General features: G+C 66.5%; 12 protein-coding genes and 1 pseudogene. 9 read left to right on the plus strand and 4 right to left on the minus strand.

Annotated features, from left to right (window positions below; genetic code table 11):
- The 6 genes and pseudogenes from CXZ05_RS09830 to CXZ05_RS09855 all read left to right on the plus strand — a co-directional run.
- Positions 1-312, plus strand: a pseudogene (locus CXZ05_RS09830) (L-asparagine permease); the annotation flags it as partial.
- A gap of 424 nt (positions 313-736) precedes the next feature.
- Positions 737-2,113, plus strand: coding sequence for an FAD-binding oxidoreductase (locus tag CXZ05_RS09835; protein WP_258006526.1), 1,377 nt, complete (start codon positions 737-739; stop codon positions 2,111-2,113).
- Between the two features lie 138 nt (positions 2,114-2,251).
- The gene (locus CXZ05_RS09840; RefSeq protein ID WP_102972431.1) at positions 2,252-3,622 is read left to right on the plus strand and encodes a rhodanese-like domain-containing protein; all 1,371 of its coding nucleotides are present in this window, start codon (positions 2,252-2,254) and stop codon (positions 3,620-3,622) included.
- Positions 3,623-3,687: 65 nt separating this feature from the next.
- A complete protein-coding gene (locus CXZ05_RS09845) occupies positions 3,688-4,212 on the plus strand; it encodes a universal stress protein (RefSeq protein ID WP_102972432.1) in 525 nt (174 codons plus the stop codon).
- Positions 4,213-4,321: 109 nt separating this feature from the next.
- On the plus strand, positions 4,322-5,638 hold the full coding sequence (locus tag CXZ05_RS09850; RefSeq protein ID WP_102972433.1) for an ATP-binding protein: 1,317 nt from the start codon (positions 4,322-4,324) through the stop codon (positions 5,636-5,638).
- A 155-nt stretch (positions 5,639-5,793) separates the two neighbouring features.
- Complete coding sequence (locus CXZ05_RS09855) at positions 5,794-7,044, plus strand: low temperature requirement protein A (RefSeq protein WP_102972434.1); 1,251 nt, start codon at positions 5,794-5,796, stop codon at positions 7,042-7,044.
- 9 nt (positions 7,045-7,053) lie between these two features.
- Here CXZ05_RS09855 and gluQRS read toward each other — a convergent pair whose 3' ends face one another.
- Positions 7,054-7,935: a tRNA glutamyl-Q(34) synthetase GluQRS gene (gluQRS, locus tag CXZ05_RS09860; RefSeq protein ID WP_102972435.1), complete on the minus strand. Its 882-nt coding sequence runs from the start codon at positions 7,933-7,935 to the stop codon at positions 7,054-7,056.
- Between the two features lie 366 nt (positions 7,936-8,301).
- Here gluQRS and CXZ05_RS09865 point away from each other — a divergent pair, with 366 nt between their 5' ends.
- Together CXZ05_RS09865 and CXZ05_RS09870 are read left to right on the plus strand one after the other, a co-directional pair.
- Complete coding sequence (locus tag CXZ05_RS09865) at positions 8,302-8,760, plus strand: Lrp/AsnC family transcriptional regulator (RefSeq protein WP_180987347.1); 459 nt, start codon at positions 8,302-8,304, stop codon at positions 8,758-8,760.
- A gap of 185 nt (positions 8,761-8,945) precedes the next feature.
- On the plus strand, positions 8,946-11,669 hold the full coding sequence (locus tag CXZ05_RS09870; RefSeq protein WP_102972437.1) for an FG-GAP-like repeat-containing protein: 2,724 nt from the start codon (positions 8,946-8,948) through the stop codon (positions 11,667-11,669).
- A 124-nt stretch (positions 11,670-11,793) separates the two neighbouring features.
- Here CXZ05_RS09870 and CXZ05_RS09875 read toward each other — a convergent pair whose 3' ends face one another.
- On the minus strand, positions 11,794-12,249 hold the full coding sequence (locus CXZ05_RS09875; protein WP_102972438.1) for an Lrp/AsnC family transcriptional regulator: 456 nt from the start codon (positions 12,247-12,249) through the stop codon (positions 11,794-11,796).
- A 104-nt stretch (positions 12,250-12,353) separates the two neighbouring features.
- Here CXZ05_RS09875 and CXZ05_RS09880 point away from each other — a divergent pair, with 104 nt between their 5' ends.
- Entirely contained in the window at positions 12,354-13,001 is a 648-nt protein-coding gene (locus CXZ05_RS09880; protein WP_102972439.1) for a LysE family translocator, read from the plus strand.
- A gap of 52 nt (positions 13,002-13,053) precedes the next feature.
- Here CXZ05_RS09880 and CXZ05_RS09885 read toward each other — a convergent pair whose 3' ends face one another.
- Entirely contained in the window at positions 13,054-13,413 is a 360-nt protein-coding gene (locus CXZ05_RS09885) for a nuclear transport factor 2 family protein (protein WP_102972440.1), read from the minus strand.
- Between the two features lie 61 nt (positions 13,414-13,474).
- Complete coding sequence (locus CXZ05_RS09890; RefSeq protein WP_102972441.1) at positions 13,475-14,437, minus strand: hypothetical protein; 963 nt, start codon at positions 14,435-14,437, stop codon at positions 13,475-13,477.
- Positions 14,438-14,444: the final 7 nt, after the last annotated feature.

A 14,444-nucleotide genomic window follows, 5' to 3' on the forward strand; every position in this document is an offset into this window, starting at 1 on the left:
ATCGTCCTGTGCCAGATCCAACTCAAACGCTGGGCAGACAAAGGCTGGCTCAAACGCCCCTCATTCCGGATGTTCGGCGCACCCTACACCGGCTACCTCTCCCTGCTCTTCCTCGTCGGCGTGCTCGTCATGGTCTTCATCGACTCACCACTCACACTCCTGGTCACCCTCATCGCCATCGCGCTCATGGTCGCCGGCTGGTACGCCTGCCGCAAACGCATCCACGAAATCGCCGAAGCCCGAGAAGGCTTCACCGGCATGTCCCCCGTCATCGCCAACCGCCCCACCCCGGGTTCCGCGGACCGGATCTAACCCGCAACTCACCCTCAGCACCTCAGCGCGGGTTGCGCGAACGGACACTTGAGGCCCCTGGGAAACGCTTCCCGGGGGCCGCAAGTGTCCGTTCGCATTTAATGCCGGTGCCGGGCTTCAGGCTGTTGACCGGCGTTTGGGGCGGGAGTAATTTACGACTAGCCGTGCTGTAACCGCTGGGCCACTGGCCCTAACCCGCCGACACGAGGGCGAACCTCGTTCTAAACACGCCAAGGCAAACCGCGCGACGTTGCTGCGTTGCCAAGGTGCATCCGGTCTCCTCCGCTGTGGAAGCCTGCGGCATTGGCTCTTGCCCTCCAAGATGCAGGGCCCCATCGGCTGCTAAACAAATCACCCGGCACGACCGTCGTGCGGCCGCGCCCAGTTGCCCGGGCATGCCTGCCCGGGTGAATCGGAGTACACGGTGGACAACAGCTCTTTTCAGGCCCTCCAGGAGAAAGTGCGGGGCCAGGTCATCACCAGCGACCAGGCGGACTACGACGACGCGCGGGCCGTCTTCAACGGAATGATCGACAAACGCCCTGCAGCCATCCTCCGCGTGTCACAAGTCGCGGACGTCATTGCCGCCGTCAATTTCGCACGTGATACAGCCTTGGACCTGGCCCTTCGCGGCGGGGGCCACAGCGCGCCCGGGTTCGGGACCTGCGACGGCGGCCTCGTCATCGACTTCGCGAGCTGCCGGGGAGTGCGAGTGGACCCTGCCAGTGGAACAGCACGGGTCGAAGCCGGAGCGACATGGGCGGACTTCAACCATGCCACGGGTGCATTCGGTCTCGCCACCACCGGAGGCATCATTGGATCAACGGGCGTTGCCGGACTAACTCTCGGCGGAGGCATCGGCTACCTCGCCCGAAAGTACGGGCTGTCGTGCGACAACCTGAAATCCGCGGACGTGGTGACCGCCGAGGGGAAGTTCCTCGTCGCCAGCACTGTGGAAAATGAGGATCTCTTCTGGGCGCTTCGCGGCGGCACCGGCAACTTCGGCGTCGTGACTTCCCTGGAGTTCAACCTGCACCCCGTGGATGTTCTCTACGGCGGAGTGGTCATTTACCTCCTGGAGCACGCCGACGCGGTGGCACGGCTCTACAGGGACTACATCGCCACGGCACCGGAGGAAATGGGCGTGTTCCTGGGCTTCCACCAGGGCCCGCCGGTCCCGTTCCTGCCTGAGGAATATCACGGGAAGCCCGTGGTGGTGCTGGTGGGCGGCTGGGCCGGCCCCCTCAACGAGGGTGAGCGTCAATGGCAGCCGTTCCTTGATGCTGCGCCCGTGGCCGGCTCCTTCCTGGGCCCCCTTCCCTACACGGTTCTCAACACACTCTTCGACCCCATGTACACGAAGGGCCTGCAGGCTTACTGGAAGTCAGAGTTCCTGCCCCGCCTAACCGACGACGTCGTCCGGGTCGCCGAGAAGTTCGGCGAGGCCATTCCGAGCGTCCAGACAGCCAACCACTTCTACCCGCTTAACGGCGCCGTCCAGCGGGTCGGGCGGGACGAGACCGCATTCCCGTACCGCGACGTCAACTTCGCCGTGGACATTGCCTGCCATTGGGAGGATCCGGCCCACAACGAAGCCAACACGAAGTGGGTGCGCGACTACTATGCCGAGCTCCATCCCCTCGGATCCGGCGCGGGCTACGTCAACTTCCTCGACGCCGACGACCAATCGCACATCAAGGACACCTACGCGGGGAACTACGCACGCCTGGCCGAAGTCAAGGCCAAGTACGATCCCGGCAACCTCTTCCACATCAACCAAAACATCAAGCCTGCCGGCTGACACTTCGCACAACCTGCCGTTTCCGCGCCGGCTCCCGAACGGCAGGCTCCTTCTGCCGCCATTCGGCCTACCATGGAGGCATCCGGGGCGAGGCCCGCGATGAGCGGCGCCTCTCCGGTGCGTCGAAGGGCCGGACTAATGGACGTCGTTGTCATCGAAACCCCGCAGCTCGGGGACCGCAGCTACCTGGTCCATGATGGCCGCGTGGCGCTGGTGGTCGATGCCCAGCGGGACACCGACCGCATCGAGGAGGCCGCAAGGAACGCCGGGGTGCGGATCACCCACGTGGCTGAAACCCATGTCCACAACGACTACCTCACCGGCGGCCTGATCCTCGCCCGCGCCCACGGCGCCAAGTACCTGGTGAACGCCGCGGACCAGGTTGCCTACGAGCGCGAGCCGGTTGAGGACGGCCAAACCCTGCAGATCGGCGGGCTCACGCTGCGTGCAGTGGCCACTCCCGGGCACACCCACACGCACCTGTCCTACATCGTCACGCACGGTCCGGGCCGGGCCGTGTTCTCCGGCGGCAGCCTGCTCTTCGGCTCCGTGGGCCGCACCGATCTTCTCGGTCCCGGAGCCACCGCCGGGCTGACCAGGGACCAGTACATATCCGTCCACCGGCTCGCGGACGAAGCCGGACCCGATGCTGCGCTCTACCCCACCCACGGCTTCGGCTCGTTCTGCTCGGTCGGACCTGCCGCGCGTGCAGAGACGTCGACCATTGCGGAGCAGCGGGACGCCAACCACGCGCTGGCGGACCCGGATCCCGAACACTTCGCGGCCGAGCTCATGGCCAATCTCTCCGCGTACCCTTCCTATTACGCCCACATGGCCCCCATCAACATGACCGGCCCCGAGCCTGCGGACTTGGGCCTGCCGGAGTCGCTCGGCGCCGCGGAGCTGACGGAGCGGCTGGCGAACGGCGAATGGGTGGTTGACCTGCGCCACCGCGTGCTGTTCGCCAGCAATCACCTGCGGGGCACCGTCAGCTTCGAATACGGCTCGGGACGAAGCTTCAGTTCCTACCTCGGTTGGGTTCTCCCTTGGGGCGAAAAGCTGACGCTCGTCGGCAGCCGCGAGGACCTGCAAGACGCCATCCGCGACCTTTCCCGCATCGGCATCGACCGCCCCGACACGGCGGTGGGAACTGAACCCGGGGAACTCGCGCCGGGAGCTCCCGTCGCCTCTTATCCCCGGGCCGGCTGGCTCGCCGTCGTTCATGAAAAGCCCGACGGCGACCCCGTACTGGACGTGCGCCGCAGCGACGAGTTTGCCGCCTCGCACGTGGCAGGCGCCATTAACGTGCCCCTGCACGAACTGCTGGACCGCCTGGGCGAGCTGCCGCCAGGGTGCCTCTGGGTGCACTGCGCCACCGGCTACCGCGCCGGCGTTGCGGCCAGCCTGCTGCAGCGGGCAGGGCGGGACGTGGTGCAGATCGATACCCGGTTCCGGGACGCCGCAGCCGCCGGCGTCACCTTGCAGATGGAGCCGCTGCAGCGGCGGTGACCCGCCTGTCCATGACCGGCATTCCGGTCGAAATTGCAAAGTCTAGGGTGCAAAGGAGAACAGCGATGGATGCTGAAGGCAAAGTGGTTGTAGGCGTGGACGGCTCCGAGTCCTCGGTGGAGGCCCTCCGTCTGGCGGCGCGGCTGGCACCGGGCCTGGGCGCCCGCGTCCACGCCGTGGCCTGCTGGCATTTCCCGGAAATGTATGCCGGATACATCCCCCCGGATTTCGAGGCGTTCGAAACCTCCGCCGCCAAGGTCCTGGCCCAGTCCCTAGAGAAGGCATTCGGACCCGACGTCCCGGAGACCCTGACCAGTGAGCTGGTGCGGGGTCCGGCCCCGGCCACGCTGGTGGAGGCGGCCGCCGGAGCGGCGATGCTGGTGGTGGGGCGCAGGGGCCACGGCGGATTCATGGGCCTGCACCTCGGTTCGGTGAGCACTGCCTGCGTTGCGCACGCCGAATGCCCGGTCCTGGTGGTGCACACCAAGGATGACCACGAGCGCATCCACCATTTCCGCAGGGGCGCCGCTTCCAAGGACGCACACAGGGACGCGGGCAGCGACGCATCCGTGGACACGGCCACGCGCTGACCCCACCGCGTAACGCAACGCACCTGCAACCCCCTGCCGGCGCGCCATCGCCTATGCTCGGCTCAGCAGCTCAAAACTGGCTCAACGTCGAACCACGGGAGACAACCTCATGACCAACTGGCGGATCCGGGACTTCCACTCCGCGGACCTGGACGGCATCCTGCACCTCTGGGAGTCGCTGAAGGCCACCAACGTCGAGCCGGTCTACGCGCTCTCCGAGGTGCTGGCATCCTGCGAAAAGGACCACGCCGTGGTGGCCGTCCTCGGCGACCAGGTGGTGGGTGCCGCCGTCGGCCGTGCAGCGCATGACCAGGGCTGGGTCGTTTTCCTGGCCACGCTGCCGGAATTCCGCGGCCGGGGCATCGGCACGTCCCTGCTGGCCGCCGTCGAAAACCGGATGGCGCCGCACGGACTGAACAAGCTTTCGGCCCTGATGCCCGAGTCGGAGACCCGGGTGGAGGCCTTCCTGAGCCGCGGCTTCGTGCTCAAGAAAAACCTGCGCTACTTCGAGCGCACCATCCCCGTGCAGCGCCAGGAACTCGAACCCCTGGGCCTGCTGGGCGGACGCATCCTGGCCCGGGACCTGTGGGAGAACGTGGCCGGCATGCGCCGGGAAAAAGAGCTCCTGGAGCGCCGCCTGGTCCTGCCGCTGGCCGAGGCGGACCTGGCCGACGAATTCGGTGTGGTGCCGCCGCGCGCCGTGGTGCTGTTCGGGCCCCCCGGGACCGGCAAGACCACCTTCGCCAAGGCCATCGCCTCCCGGCTGGAGTGGCCCTTTGTTGAAGTCTTTCCCTCCCGGCTGGCCTCCGACCCCAAGGGGCTGGCAGGCGCACTGCGGGAGACGTTCCTGGAGATCTCGGAACTGGAGCACGCCGTCGTGTTCATCGACGAGGTGGAGGAGATCGCCTCCCAGCGCGCCGGGGACCCGCCGTCACCGCTGCAGGGCGTCACCAACGAACTGCTCAAGATCATCCCGGCCTTCCGCGAACAGCCTGGCCGCATCCTGGTCTGCGCCACCAACTTCATCCGCGCCCTCGACTCCGCCTTCCTTCGGCACGGCCGGTTCGACTACGTGATCCCCATCGGCCTCCCGGACCGGCAGGCCCGCGAAGCCATGTGGCAGCGCTTCATCCCCGCCGCCGTCGTGGACAACGTGGACGTGGAGCAGCTCGTGGACCGGACCAAGGGATTCTCCCCGGCGGACATCGAGTTTGCCGCGCGCAGCGCCTCGCAGCGTGCGCTGGAAAAGGCAGTGTACGACGACGGCGGGCTGGCTTCCGGGGGCGGCGTGTCCGTCCGCGAGGCGGTCCGGAAGGGTCCCGCCACCCAGGACTACCTCGACGCCATCGCGGACACCCGCACCACCGTCAGCGATGAGGTGCACCAGGAGTTCCTGGAGGACATCGACGCCCTCGGCCGGGTGTAGCCGCAGCGGCGTACCCAAAGCAACGCGGGGTCAGATACGGCCCAATTCCGGGCCCGGATTGGGCGGTAAGTGACCCCGCGTTGCCAATCGTCGCCCGTCGTCGCCGTGATATTGCCCTGCTCCGGCGGGTGCGTGGACGCGCTACTGTTTGATTCATGCCCTCTAATCCGCTTCGGCACGCAGCGGCCCGCATGGGCGGCCGGGATCCGCACCAGCCGCACCGGACAGCGACCCCACTGGAACTCTTCTTCGACCTGACCTTCGTAATCGCCTTCGGGGTGGCCGGCAGCCAGTTCGCCCACGAGATCGCGGAGGGACACTTCGGCGCCGGGCTGCTCGGCTTTTCCTTCGCGATGTTCGCCGTGATCTGGGCGTGGATCAATTTCACGTGGTTCGCCAGCGCCTATGACACGGACGACTGGGTGTTCCGGGTGGTCACCATGGTTCAGCTGCTCGGTGTCCTGATCCTGGCGATGGGCATCGAGCCCATGTTCCACTCCCTGGTGGAGGGGAGGCACGTGGAGAACACGGCCATCGTCGGCGGCTACGTCATCATGAGGCTGGCTCTGGTCTTCCAGTGGCTGCGCGCCGCACGCCAGGACCCGGCACGCAGGCAGACGTGCCTGCGCTACGCGGGATACCTGGCGGTGGTCCAACTTGGCTGGATCGCTGTGCTGTTCATCCAGGCGGACGTCGTCACTACCTTCCTGATGATTGCACCGCTGTATGTCCTGGAGCTGGCCACTCCGTACGCCGCCGAGCGGAACGCCACCACGCCCTGGCACGCCCACCACATCGCCGAACGCTACGGTCTGCTGGCCATCATCGCCCTCGGCGAATGCCTTATCGGCGCCGTCGAGACACTCCGGGCCATCGTGGCCAACCATGGCTGGTCGGTTGATGCCGCCTTGGTGGGTTTCGGCGGCACCGCGCTGGCCTTCAGCATGTGGTGGATCTACTTCATTCTGCCCGCCGGCCGGGCGCTGCACCTGCAGCGGCACCGTTCCTATTTCTTCGGCTACGGCCACATCCCTGTCTTCGCCGCAATCGCCGCCACGGGCGCTGGCCTGCACGTCGCCGCGTACTATGTCGACCATGCCGCCCACATCAGCGCCGCCGTCGCCGTGGCCAGCATCGCCGTTCCCGTGGCGCTGTTCAAGGTCTCGCTTACGGCAGTCTTCAGCGTCATGACGTGCGTCGACCGCACCCTCATCGCCGTCACCACCGGGGTGCTGGTTGTACTCGGGGGAAGCGTGGCACTGGCGGCCGCGGGCGTCTCGGTTCCCGTCTGCCTGCTTGTCATTGTTGCGGCGCTCGGGGCCTCCATCGTCATCGATGAGCGCCGGAGCACGGATCTGCTTCACGCGGCGCTGGCGAAGCTGGAGCAGCGGTCCGAGACCGCCTGACGCGCTCCGCTACGCCCCCGGCCAGACCCACGGATCACGCGGCAGGCCGGCGGGCGAAAAGCCCTCGAGGGCGGCCTCCAGGGACTCGCCCGGCAGGCCCAGCGACTCCAGAATCGTCCGCTGCACGGCCTTCGCGGGAAGTCCGACGGCGGCCAGGTCACCCAGGGTGACAGCGCCGTCCCGCTTGGCCAGCCGTGCGCCGTCGGCATTCACCACCAATGGAACGTGCGCATATTCCGGAACGGGCATATTCAAAAGCGACGCCAGATATGCCTGCCGGGGTGTGGACGGCAGAAGGTCATCGCCGCGCACCACCTGGTCTATGCCCTGCTCGGCATCATCCACGACGACGGCCAGGTTGTACGCGGTCACGCCGTCGTTCCGACGCAGGACAAAGTCGTCCACTACTCCAGTGAATGTCCCGTGCAGCACGTCCTCCACGGTCCATTCGACCACGGAGGAGCGCAGCCTGATGGCCGCCGGCCGGGTGGACCGCCTGAACTCGAGCTCCGCCGCCGACAGTCCCCTGCACGTTCCGGGATAGGCTCCCTGGGGCGCGTGCGGCGCGGAGGGTGCCTCCTGGATCTCACGGCGCGTGCAGAAGCACTCGTACGTCAGCCCGGCCGTGGCCAGCTCTCCGATGGCCGCCGTGTACAGCAGCTCGCGATCCGTCTGCCGCACCACCGCACCGTCCCAGGTCACGCCGACGGCGGCGAGGTCCCGCAGTTGCACGGCCTCAGCCCCTGCCCGCGCACGGTCGAGGTCCTCGACGCGCAGCAGAAACCGCCGTCCGGTTGAACGGGCAAAGAGCCAAGCAAGGATTGCCGTCCGGAGGTTTCCCACATGGAGCTCACCGGACGGGCTCGGTGCGAAGCGGCCAGCGCAAGTCATGCCATCCACCCTATGCCGAACACCACAAGAGCCCCTCAGCTACCGCGCTCCGGGCGTTGGCCGGGGATCGGTGGCTCAGGGGCTCTTGCCGTGCCTGTTCTGGTGGGAACTGCGTTCCGGAAACCGAGGCACTGCGGAAAGACGAATGCGTGAACAAGTGTCAATCAGCGGCTGCCTCCTTGCGGGAAGCATGGTCCAGGGGGCCGGGTGGTGTGCCGGGGGCCTGTAGCCTGCTGGCTGCGGGGGTAACCGTCGCCTGCGTTGCCACTATCTGAGCAGAAGACCTACAGTAGGCGCAACGGGCACGCCGCCGACTGGTCAATCTGACTATTCGCTCGCACCGAAACAGGACAGGAACTGATCAGATTGCAGCAGCTCGACGCCACCGACCGAAGGATCCTTTCCGCCTTGGACGAGGATCCGCGGCTGCCCATCATGGTCCTGTCCCAGCGGCTGGGCCTGGCCCGCGGAACAGTACAGTCGCGCCTGGAGCGGATGACGGCGTCGGGTGCCCTCCGGCCCAACAGCAGCCGTGTGCTGCCTGCAGCGCTGGGCCGCGGCGTTGCCGCCGCGGTCAGCGCCGAACTGGACCAGAGCCATCTCAACGAGGCCATCGCTGCACTGCGGGAAATCCCGGAAGTACTGGAGTGCCACGCCCCGGCTGGCGACACGGACCTGCTGATCCGGGTCGTGGCCACCAGCCCTGACGACCTGTACCGGGTTTCCGAGGAGATCCGGCTGTGCCCGGGAATCGTGCGCACGTCCACCAGCATGTTCCTGCGCGAGGTGATTCCCTACCGGACTACGGGCCTCCTAGAGCACTGACCTGGCCCCCTCGGAGCGCCGCTCCGATACTGCGCAAATCATTGGGGAAAACTGCGGATATTCCGGCGGCTGTCCTGCGGTGGCAACTGTAACCTGATTCAGCATCTGCCGCAGCGCTGGGCACGCAGCGGGTGCATTGTTCACTCGGGGTCTCCGCCGGGGGGTCGGTCTCAATAAGGAACTCAATGCGCTCTTTTTCCCGTTCAATCGCGTCGGTCACCGGCTTGCTGGTTCTCGCCGCAGGCCTCGTCTCGCTTCCTGCCGCCGCCTCGGTGGCTGCCACAGATCCTGCCGCGGGCAGCACCACACTGCCGGTGGAGTCCCCGGCGGAGCAGGAGCACCACGGATACGAATCCGCGCCCGGTGTGCCGACGGACGGACCGCCTGCCGGGCTGGCCCTGCAGACCGAGGCGGGCGTGACCGCTCCCGTTCCAATCACGGTCAAACTCGTCGTGGCCACCCTGGTCGATAACAAGTCCGTCGTTCCGATGGCCCAGGCCGAAACGGCCGTGACAGCCTCCAGCAATTACTGGAAGGCGATGTCCGCCGGCCGCATCTCCATGACCGTCACGGAGCGGGCCACTTGGGACTCCAAGACGGCGAGGTCGACGGACTCGTACTACGACATGATCAACAAGATCACGAGCGAGCTGAAGTGGACCTACAGCGCGAACAAGGCGCTGGTGATCTTTGTGCCCAGCGCCACGCTCTCCGGCGGCGCCCTAGGCGCCGGCTACAGCAGCAACGGCAACAGCGGACGGGTGCTGATGCCGAAGATCAGCGGCTTTACCAGCAGCGTGATCGCGCACGAGTTCGGGCACGTCCTGGGATCCATGCACGCCGACGCCCTGCAGTGCAGCAGCGGCGTTTCGGATGTGGGCGTCACCAGCACCGGGCAGTTCACCGACTCGTCCTGCTATATCCGGGAATACGGCGACAGCACCGACCTGATGGGGCTGTCCAGCTACAGCATGCCGGTGATCAGTTCGCCGTTCTGGGAAGCCAGGGGCCTGGGCAACGGCACCGACGTCCGCGACCTCGGCGTGGCTTCCGGCGTGAAGAGCTACACGCTGAAGCCCTGGGGCGACACGAAGCTGGCCTACCGCGCGGTCAAGTTCACCGATCCGGTCAGCCGGGAGGTCTACTACCTGGAGCTCCGCCAGCCGGTCGGCTACGACGCCTACCTGGCCAGCGGGCCCGCGGGCAACCGGGGCGTAAAGGTGGTCCAGCGGGGCGGCGCCACCCCCTCGTCCTCGCTGGACCTGATGCCGTCTACCGTTCCATTCAGCGGGTACTACGCCACCAATCACACCTGGCAGGCCGGCCAGACTTTTGTAACGCACGCGGGAACACGCGTCACCATCAAATCCGTGACCTCAACGTCCGCCACAGTCACCATCGACGCCGACCCCGCCCTGCACACCAAGATCCAATTCTCGGCCGGTGATTTCAACGGGGACGGCCGGGCAGATGTCATGTCCCGCGAAGCCGACGGTTCGCTGTTGCTGCTGCCCGGCCTGGCCGGAAACAAAATCGGCCCGGCAGCAAGGCTGGGCGGCGGCTGGAATATCTTCAACACTGTGATCGGGGATGCTGACTACACAGGAGACGGTCACGCGGACGTACTCGGGCGCACCTCTGACGGTGTCCTGTGGCTATACCCAGGCAACGGACAGAGTGGCTTCCTTCCCCGCATCCGGATTGGTGCTGGCTGGCAGATATTTGAGCGTATAGTTGCGCCCGGCGACCTGACGGGCGATGGGAAACGCGACCTGGCGGGCATCAAGCCTAACGGCACGCTCTGGCTGTACCCGGGCACGGGAGCCGGCGGCTTTCCCACAACAAAGCAGGCGGGATCCGGTTGGAACACCTTCACGGCAGTTGCACCAGCCAGCGGATTCGACGGCAACCGGGGAGGGCTGGTGGCCCGCACCAAGGACGGGACACTTTACTTCTATCCCGGCAACGCAATCGGAGGATTCCTCGCGCCCACGCGACTCGGCGGCGGATGGGCCTCATTCAAGGACCTCATCGGAGGCAACGACTTCAACGGGGACGCGAAGACGGACCTTCTGGTTACGACTTCAGCGGGCTCCATGACGGTGTATCCGGGCAATGAAACCGGCCGTTTTGCCACCCGAATTCCTGTGGGTACCGGCTGGGATAAGTTCCGGCAGGTGTGGGAGGCCGGTGACGCCACTGGTGACGGCATTCCCGATGTCTTCGCCCTGACAACGCAAGGCACCTTGTGGCTTCACCCCGGCAACGGTTCCGGGAGCTTCCAGCCGGCCAGGCAGCTGAATTCCGGATGGCAGACTTACGACCAGATTTTTACTGCCGGAAACTTTGACGGAGCAGGCGGTCCTGACTTGATTGCCAGGGCGGCCGACGGGGTGCTCTGGACCTACCCCACCGATGGGAAAGGCAAACTCTTTCCGAGAAAACTGCTGGCGACGTCCTTGAAGGAATTCACCCGGTTTCTTTCGCCCGGCGACTTCACGGGCGACGGCAGGAGCGATCTGCTCGCCCAGTCGGCCGACGGCAGGCTTTGGCTCTACCCGGGCAACGGGACCGGAGGCCTCCAGGCTGCGCGATCACTCGGGTTGGGGTGGAACGCCTTCAACCAGATTGCTGCCGCCGGCGACTTCACCGGGGATGGGAAGAACGACATCATGGCCCGAACCACCGACGGCGTCCTGTGGCTCTATCCGGGTAATGGCACCGGCGGATTCCTTCCGCGCACGCAGCTCGGCAGTGCCTGGAACATGTACAAAGCAATAGCTAATGTTGGCCGCCTGGCCGGAACCAGTAGCCCCGGCATGATCGCCCTTGCACCGGATGGGCTGCTGTGGCTTTACTCGGGCAACAGCCGGGGGAACTTCCAAGCGTCGACCCTGAACCCCCGCTGAGCAGGGGAGACAGTTACACGCGAACGGACATTTGGGGCCCCTGATCCACTCGGATCCGGGGCCCCAAATGTCCGTTCGCGCCAGTGGAATGTTGGCGCTCGGGGACGACGGCGGCCGGGCCTCGTCAGACCGGCGGCCCTGCATTGGACTTGAGGTTCTTCATGACCAGGGTTGAGGTCAGCCGTTCGACGCCCGGCAGGACCGTCAGCTCACTGTCGTAGAAACGCTGGTAGGAGGGCAGGTCCGCCGCGATCACCTTGAGCAGGTAGTCCGGGGAACCGAAGAGCCGCTGCGCCTCCACGATGTTCGGATTCTCCGCCACCCGGTTCTCGAAGATCTCCATGGTGGGGCGGTCCACCTGCCGGAGCGTCACGAACACAATCGCCTCAAAACCAAGCCCGACGGCGGCCGGGTCAATGTCCGCTTTATAGCCCCGGATCACGCCGGACTGCTCTAGATCCCGGAGCCGGCGGTGGCAGGGGGCCACGGTGAGTCCCACCTTGGCGGCCAGCGCCGTGGCAGTCATTCTGCCGTCTTCTTTGAGGTAGCGCAAAATGCTTCTGTCGATATGGTCAATCACGCAAGAATCTTACTCCCGGCACCGTGATCCGCGCGAAATCCGACAGCACTTCTGGCGCCAATTTGCCTAGGCTTTTCATACAGCCAAACACGCAGGAGCCCGCCATGAATCCCCAGCTTTTCCTCGCCTTTATCCTGGTCGCAGCCGCCCTCGCCTGCACCCCGGGGGTGGACTGGGCCTACTCCATCACTGCGGGCCTCGGCCGCCGCAGTTTCGTGCCCGCCGTGGCGGGGCTGTGCAGCGGTTACGTGCTGCACACCGTCCTCATGGTCGCCGGGCTCGCCGCAGTCCTGGCAAGCATGCCGGGTCTGCTGGGCTGGATCACGGTGGCTGGTGCCGTCTACCTGCTGTGGCTGGGGACCGTCACCATCAGGTCATGGCGCGGGGCAAGCTTCACGGCAGCCGCCGCCGTCGGGAATCCGGGGCAGAATCAGCTGCGGTCCTTCCTCCAGGGCATGGGGACCAGCGGCATCAATCCCAAGGGCCTGCTGTTCTTCCTGGCCCTCGTGCCGCAGTTCGTCAGCGCCGACGCGCCGCTGCCCGTGCCGGTACAGTCCGGACTGCTGGGGCTGACCTTCGTGCTGCTCGCGGCCCTCGTGTACACCTGCGTTGCCCTGCTGTCGCGGAAACTGCTGCAGTCCCGGCCGAACGCGGCCCGCCGCGTGACGCTGACCAGCGGCATCATCATGGTGCTCCTGGGCGCCGCGCTGCTCTCCGAGCAGCTGCTGCCGGCCCTGGCCCGATTTATCTAGGGGAGGGTCCGCCCGGGACCCGGTCCGCCCAGAAGCCGGGTCGGCGGCAGGCTCAGACCTTCTGCTCCATGAACCACTCGGTGAAGCCCGAGGCCCGCCCGTCGGCATCGAGCCGGATCACCCACAGGTTTTCGTAGTTCGGGCGGTCATCAAGGTACGTGGTGCGGCCCTGCACGAACGCGAGGTCGCCGTCGGACCCCAGCAGCGACCATTCGAACCTCCAGTCCCCGGGCTGGTCCGCAGAGCCGATCCACCGCTCCACGATCTGTTCGCGGCCGCGCCACGGGTCGGGGTCGTAGGGCCGCGTGGCGTACACAGCATCCTCGGTAAAGAGGGCCCCGATGTCTTCTGCGTCGTTCGTGGTCCATGCCGCTACGTACTTGTCCATCCACTGCCTGATTGGGTCAGTCATGGGTCCGTTGTATCGCGGCCCCGCACTACCCACAAGAGGCTTCCGCCCACAGGAGCCCGCCTCAGTCCCCGCCGAACTGCTTCCACTTCTGTTCCCACGCCCGGCGCGCTTCGATGTCCTTGCGGATGACCTCGAAGGTTTCGAGCTCCGCCTGTTTGCCCCGCTGCCAGTCCCGCGGATTGAGGGACTTCCGGCCGTTGTCCAGCAGTATCAGGGCACGGTCGGTCAGGGCGTCGTTGCGCAGCGACATGCTGGTCTTCTGCCGCCGCAGGACTTCCTTGAGTGCCTGCTGGGCCTGGCTGTACGCGCCGAGCCGGCGGAGGGAGCGCGCCCGGACCAGGAGCAGCGCCGCGGAGAGGTCGTCGGCGTTCAGCAGGCCCTCCGTCCAGACCACCACCTCCTGGTCCCTGCCCAGGGCGGCAGCGAGTGCGCACCTCGCCAGTGCGGTGGGCAACGATGGCGGCAGCCTGACCAGTGTTTCAAATGCCGCCTCGGTCTGGCCCGTTTCCCGGAGGGAATGGGAGAGCGCAAGGAATACCGACTCCTCGCTGAACAGCACCGGCACCACGATGCGTTCGGCCACCTCCACACGGGTGACCACGTGCGTGAGGTAATTGGCGGCGAACTGGTTCGCCTCGTCGTCGTTCCTGATGGAAAGCCCGCGCTGCAGTAGCTCCGCGGCCCGCAGGTAACCGCCCTGCTTGTAGGCGAGGAGACCGGCCATCACGCAGCAGAGCCCGGCCCAGCCTGGATAGGCGCGGCCGGCGGCGATGAGCCGGTTGGGGTCGGTGTTGGAGAAGATGGCGTCGTACACGGTCCTGGCAGCTTTGCCGGGCAGCAACTTGAGCCGCGGAACGCTGCCGTCCACGCTGATCCGGGAGTCCCCTCCCCCGAGCACGCCGTGGATCAGCCCGCCCATGCCCTCGGCTATTTCCCGTACCGGGGTGCGGACCCTGCCGCCGCCGAAGGGGGTCAGGTCGCGCGTGTCGCGGTAGATCGGTCCTGAAAACTGCCCCGCGCTCATTCCTCCA

This window comes from Arthrobacter sp. AFG20, assembly GCF_002892795.1.
Classification (GTDB): domain Bacteria; phylum Actinomycetota; class Actinomycetes; order Actinomycetales; family Micrococcaceae; genus Arthrobacter.

What these genes read in the sequence shown, in the direction of transcription:
- CXZ05_RS09840 (WP_102972431.1), top strand. Translation starts at nt 2,252, where the DNA reads ATGGACGTCGTTGTCATCGAAACCCCGCAGCTCGGGGACCGCAGCTAC.
- gluQRS (WP_102972435.1), bottom strand. Translation starts at nt 7,935, where the DNA reads ATGACTTGCGCTGGCCGCTTCGCACCGAGCCCGTCCGGTGAGCTCCAT.
- CXZ05_RS09855 (WP_102972434.1), top strand. Translation starts at nt 5,794, where the DNA reads ATGCCCTCTAATCCGCTTCGGCACGCAGCGGCCCGCATGGGCGGCCGG.
- CXZ05_RS09870 (WP_102972437.1), top strand. Translation starts at nt 8,946, where the DNA reads ATGCGCTCTTTTTCCCGTTCAATCGCGTCGGTCACCGGCTTGCTGGTT.
- CXZ05_RS09885 (WP_102972440.1), bottom strand. Translation starts at nt 13,413, where the DNA reads ATGACTGACCCAATCAGGCAGTGGATGGACAAGTACGTAGCGGCATGG.
- CXZ05_RS09890 (WP_102972441.1), bottom strand. Translation starts at nt 14,437, where the DNA reads ATGAGCGCGGGGCAGTTTTCAGGACCGATCTACCGCGACACGCGCGAC.
- CXZ05_RS09845 (WP_102972432.1), top strand. Translation starts at nt 3,688, where the DNA reads ATGGATGCTGAAGGCAAAGTGGTTGTAGGCGTGGACGGCTCCGAGTCC.
- CXZ05_RS09880 (WP_102972439.1), top strand. Translation starts at nt 12,354, where the DNA reads ATGAATCCCCAGCTTTTCCTCGCCTTTATCCTGGTCGCAGCCGCCCTC.
- CXZ05_RS09850 (WP_102972433.1), top strand. Translation starts at nt 4,322, where the DNA reads ATGACCAACTGGCGGATCCGGGACTTCCACTCCGCGGACCTGGACGGC.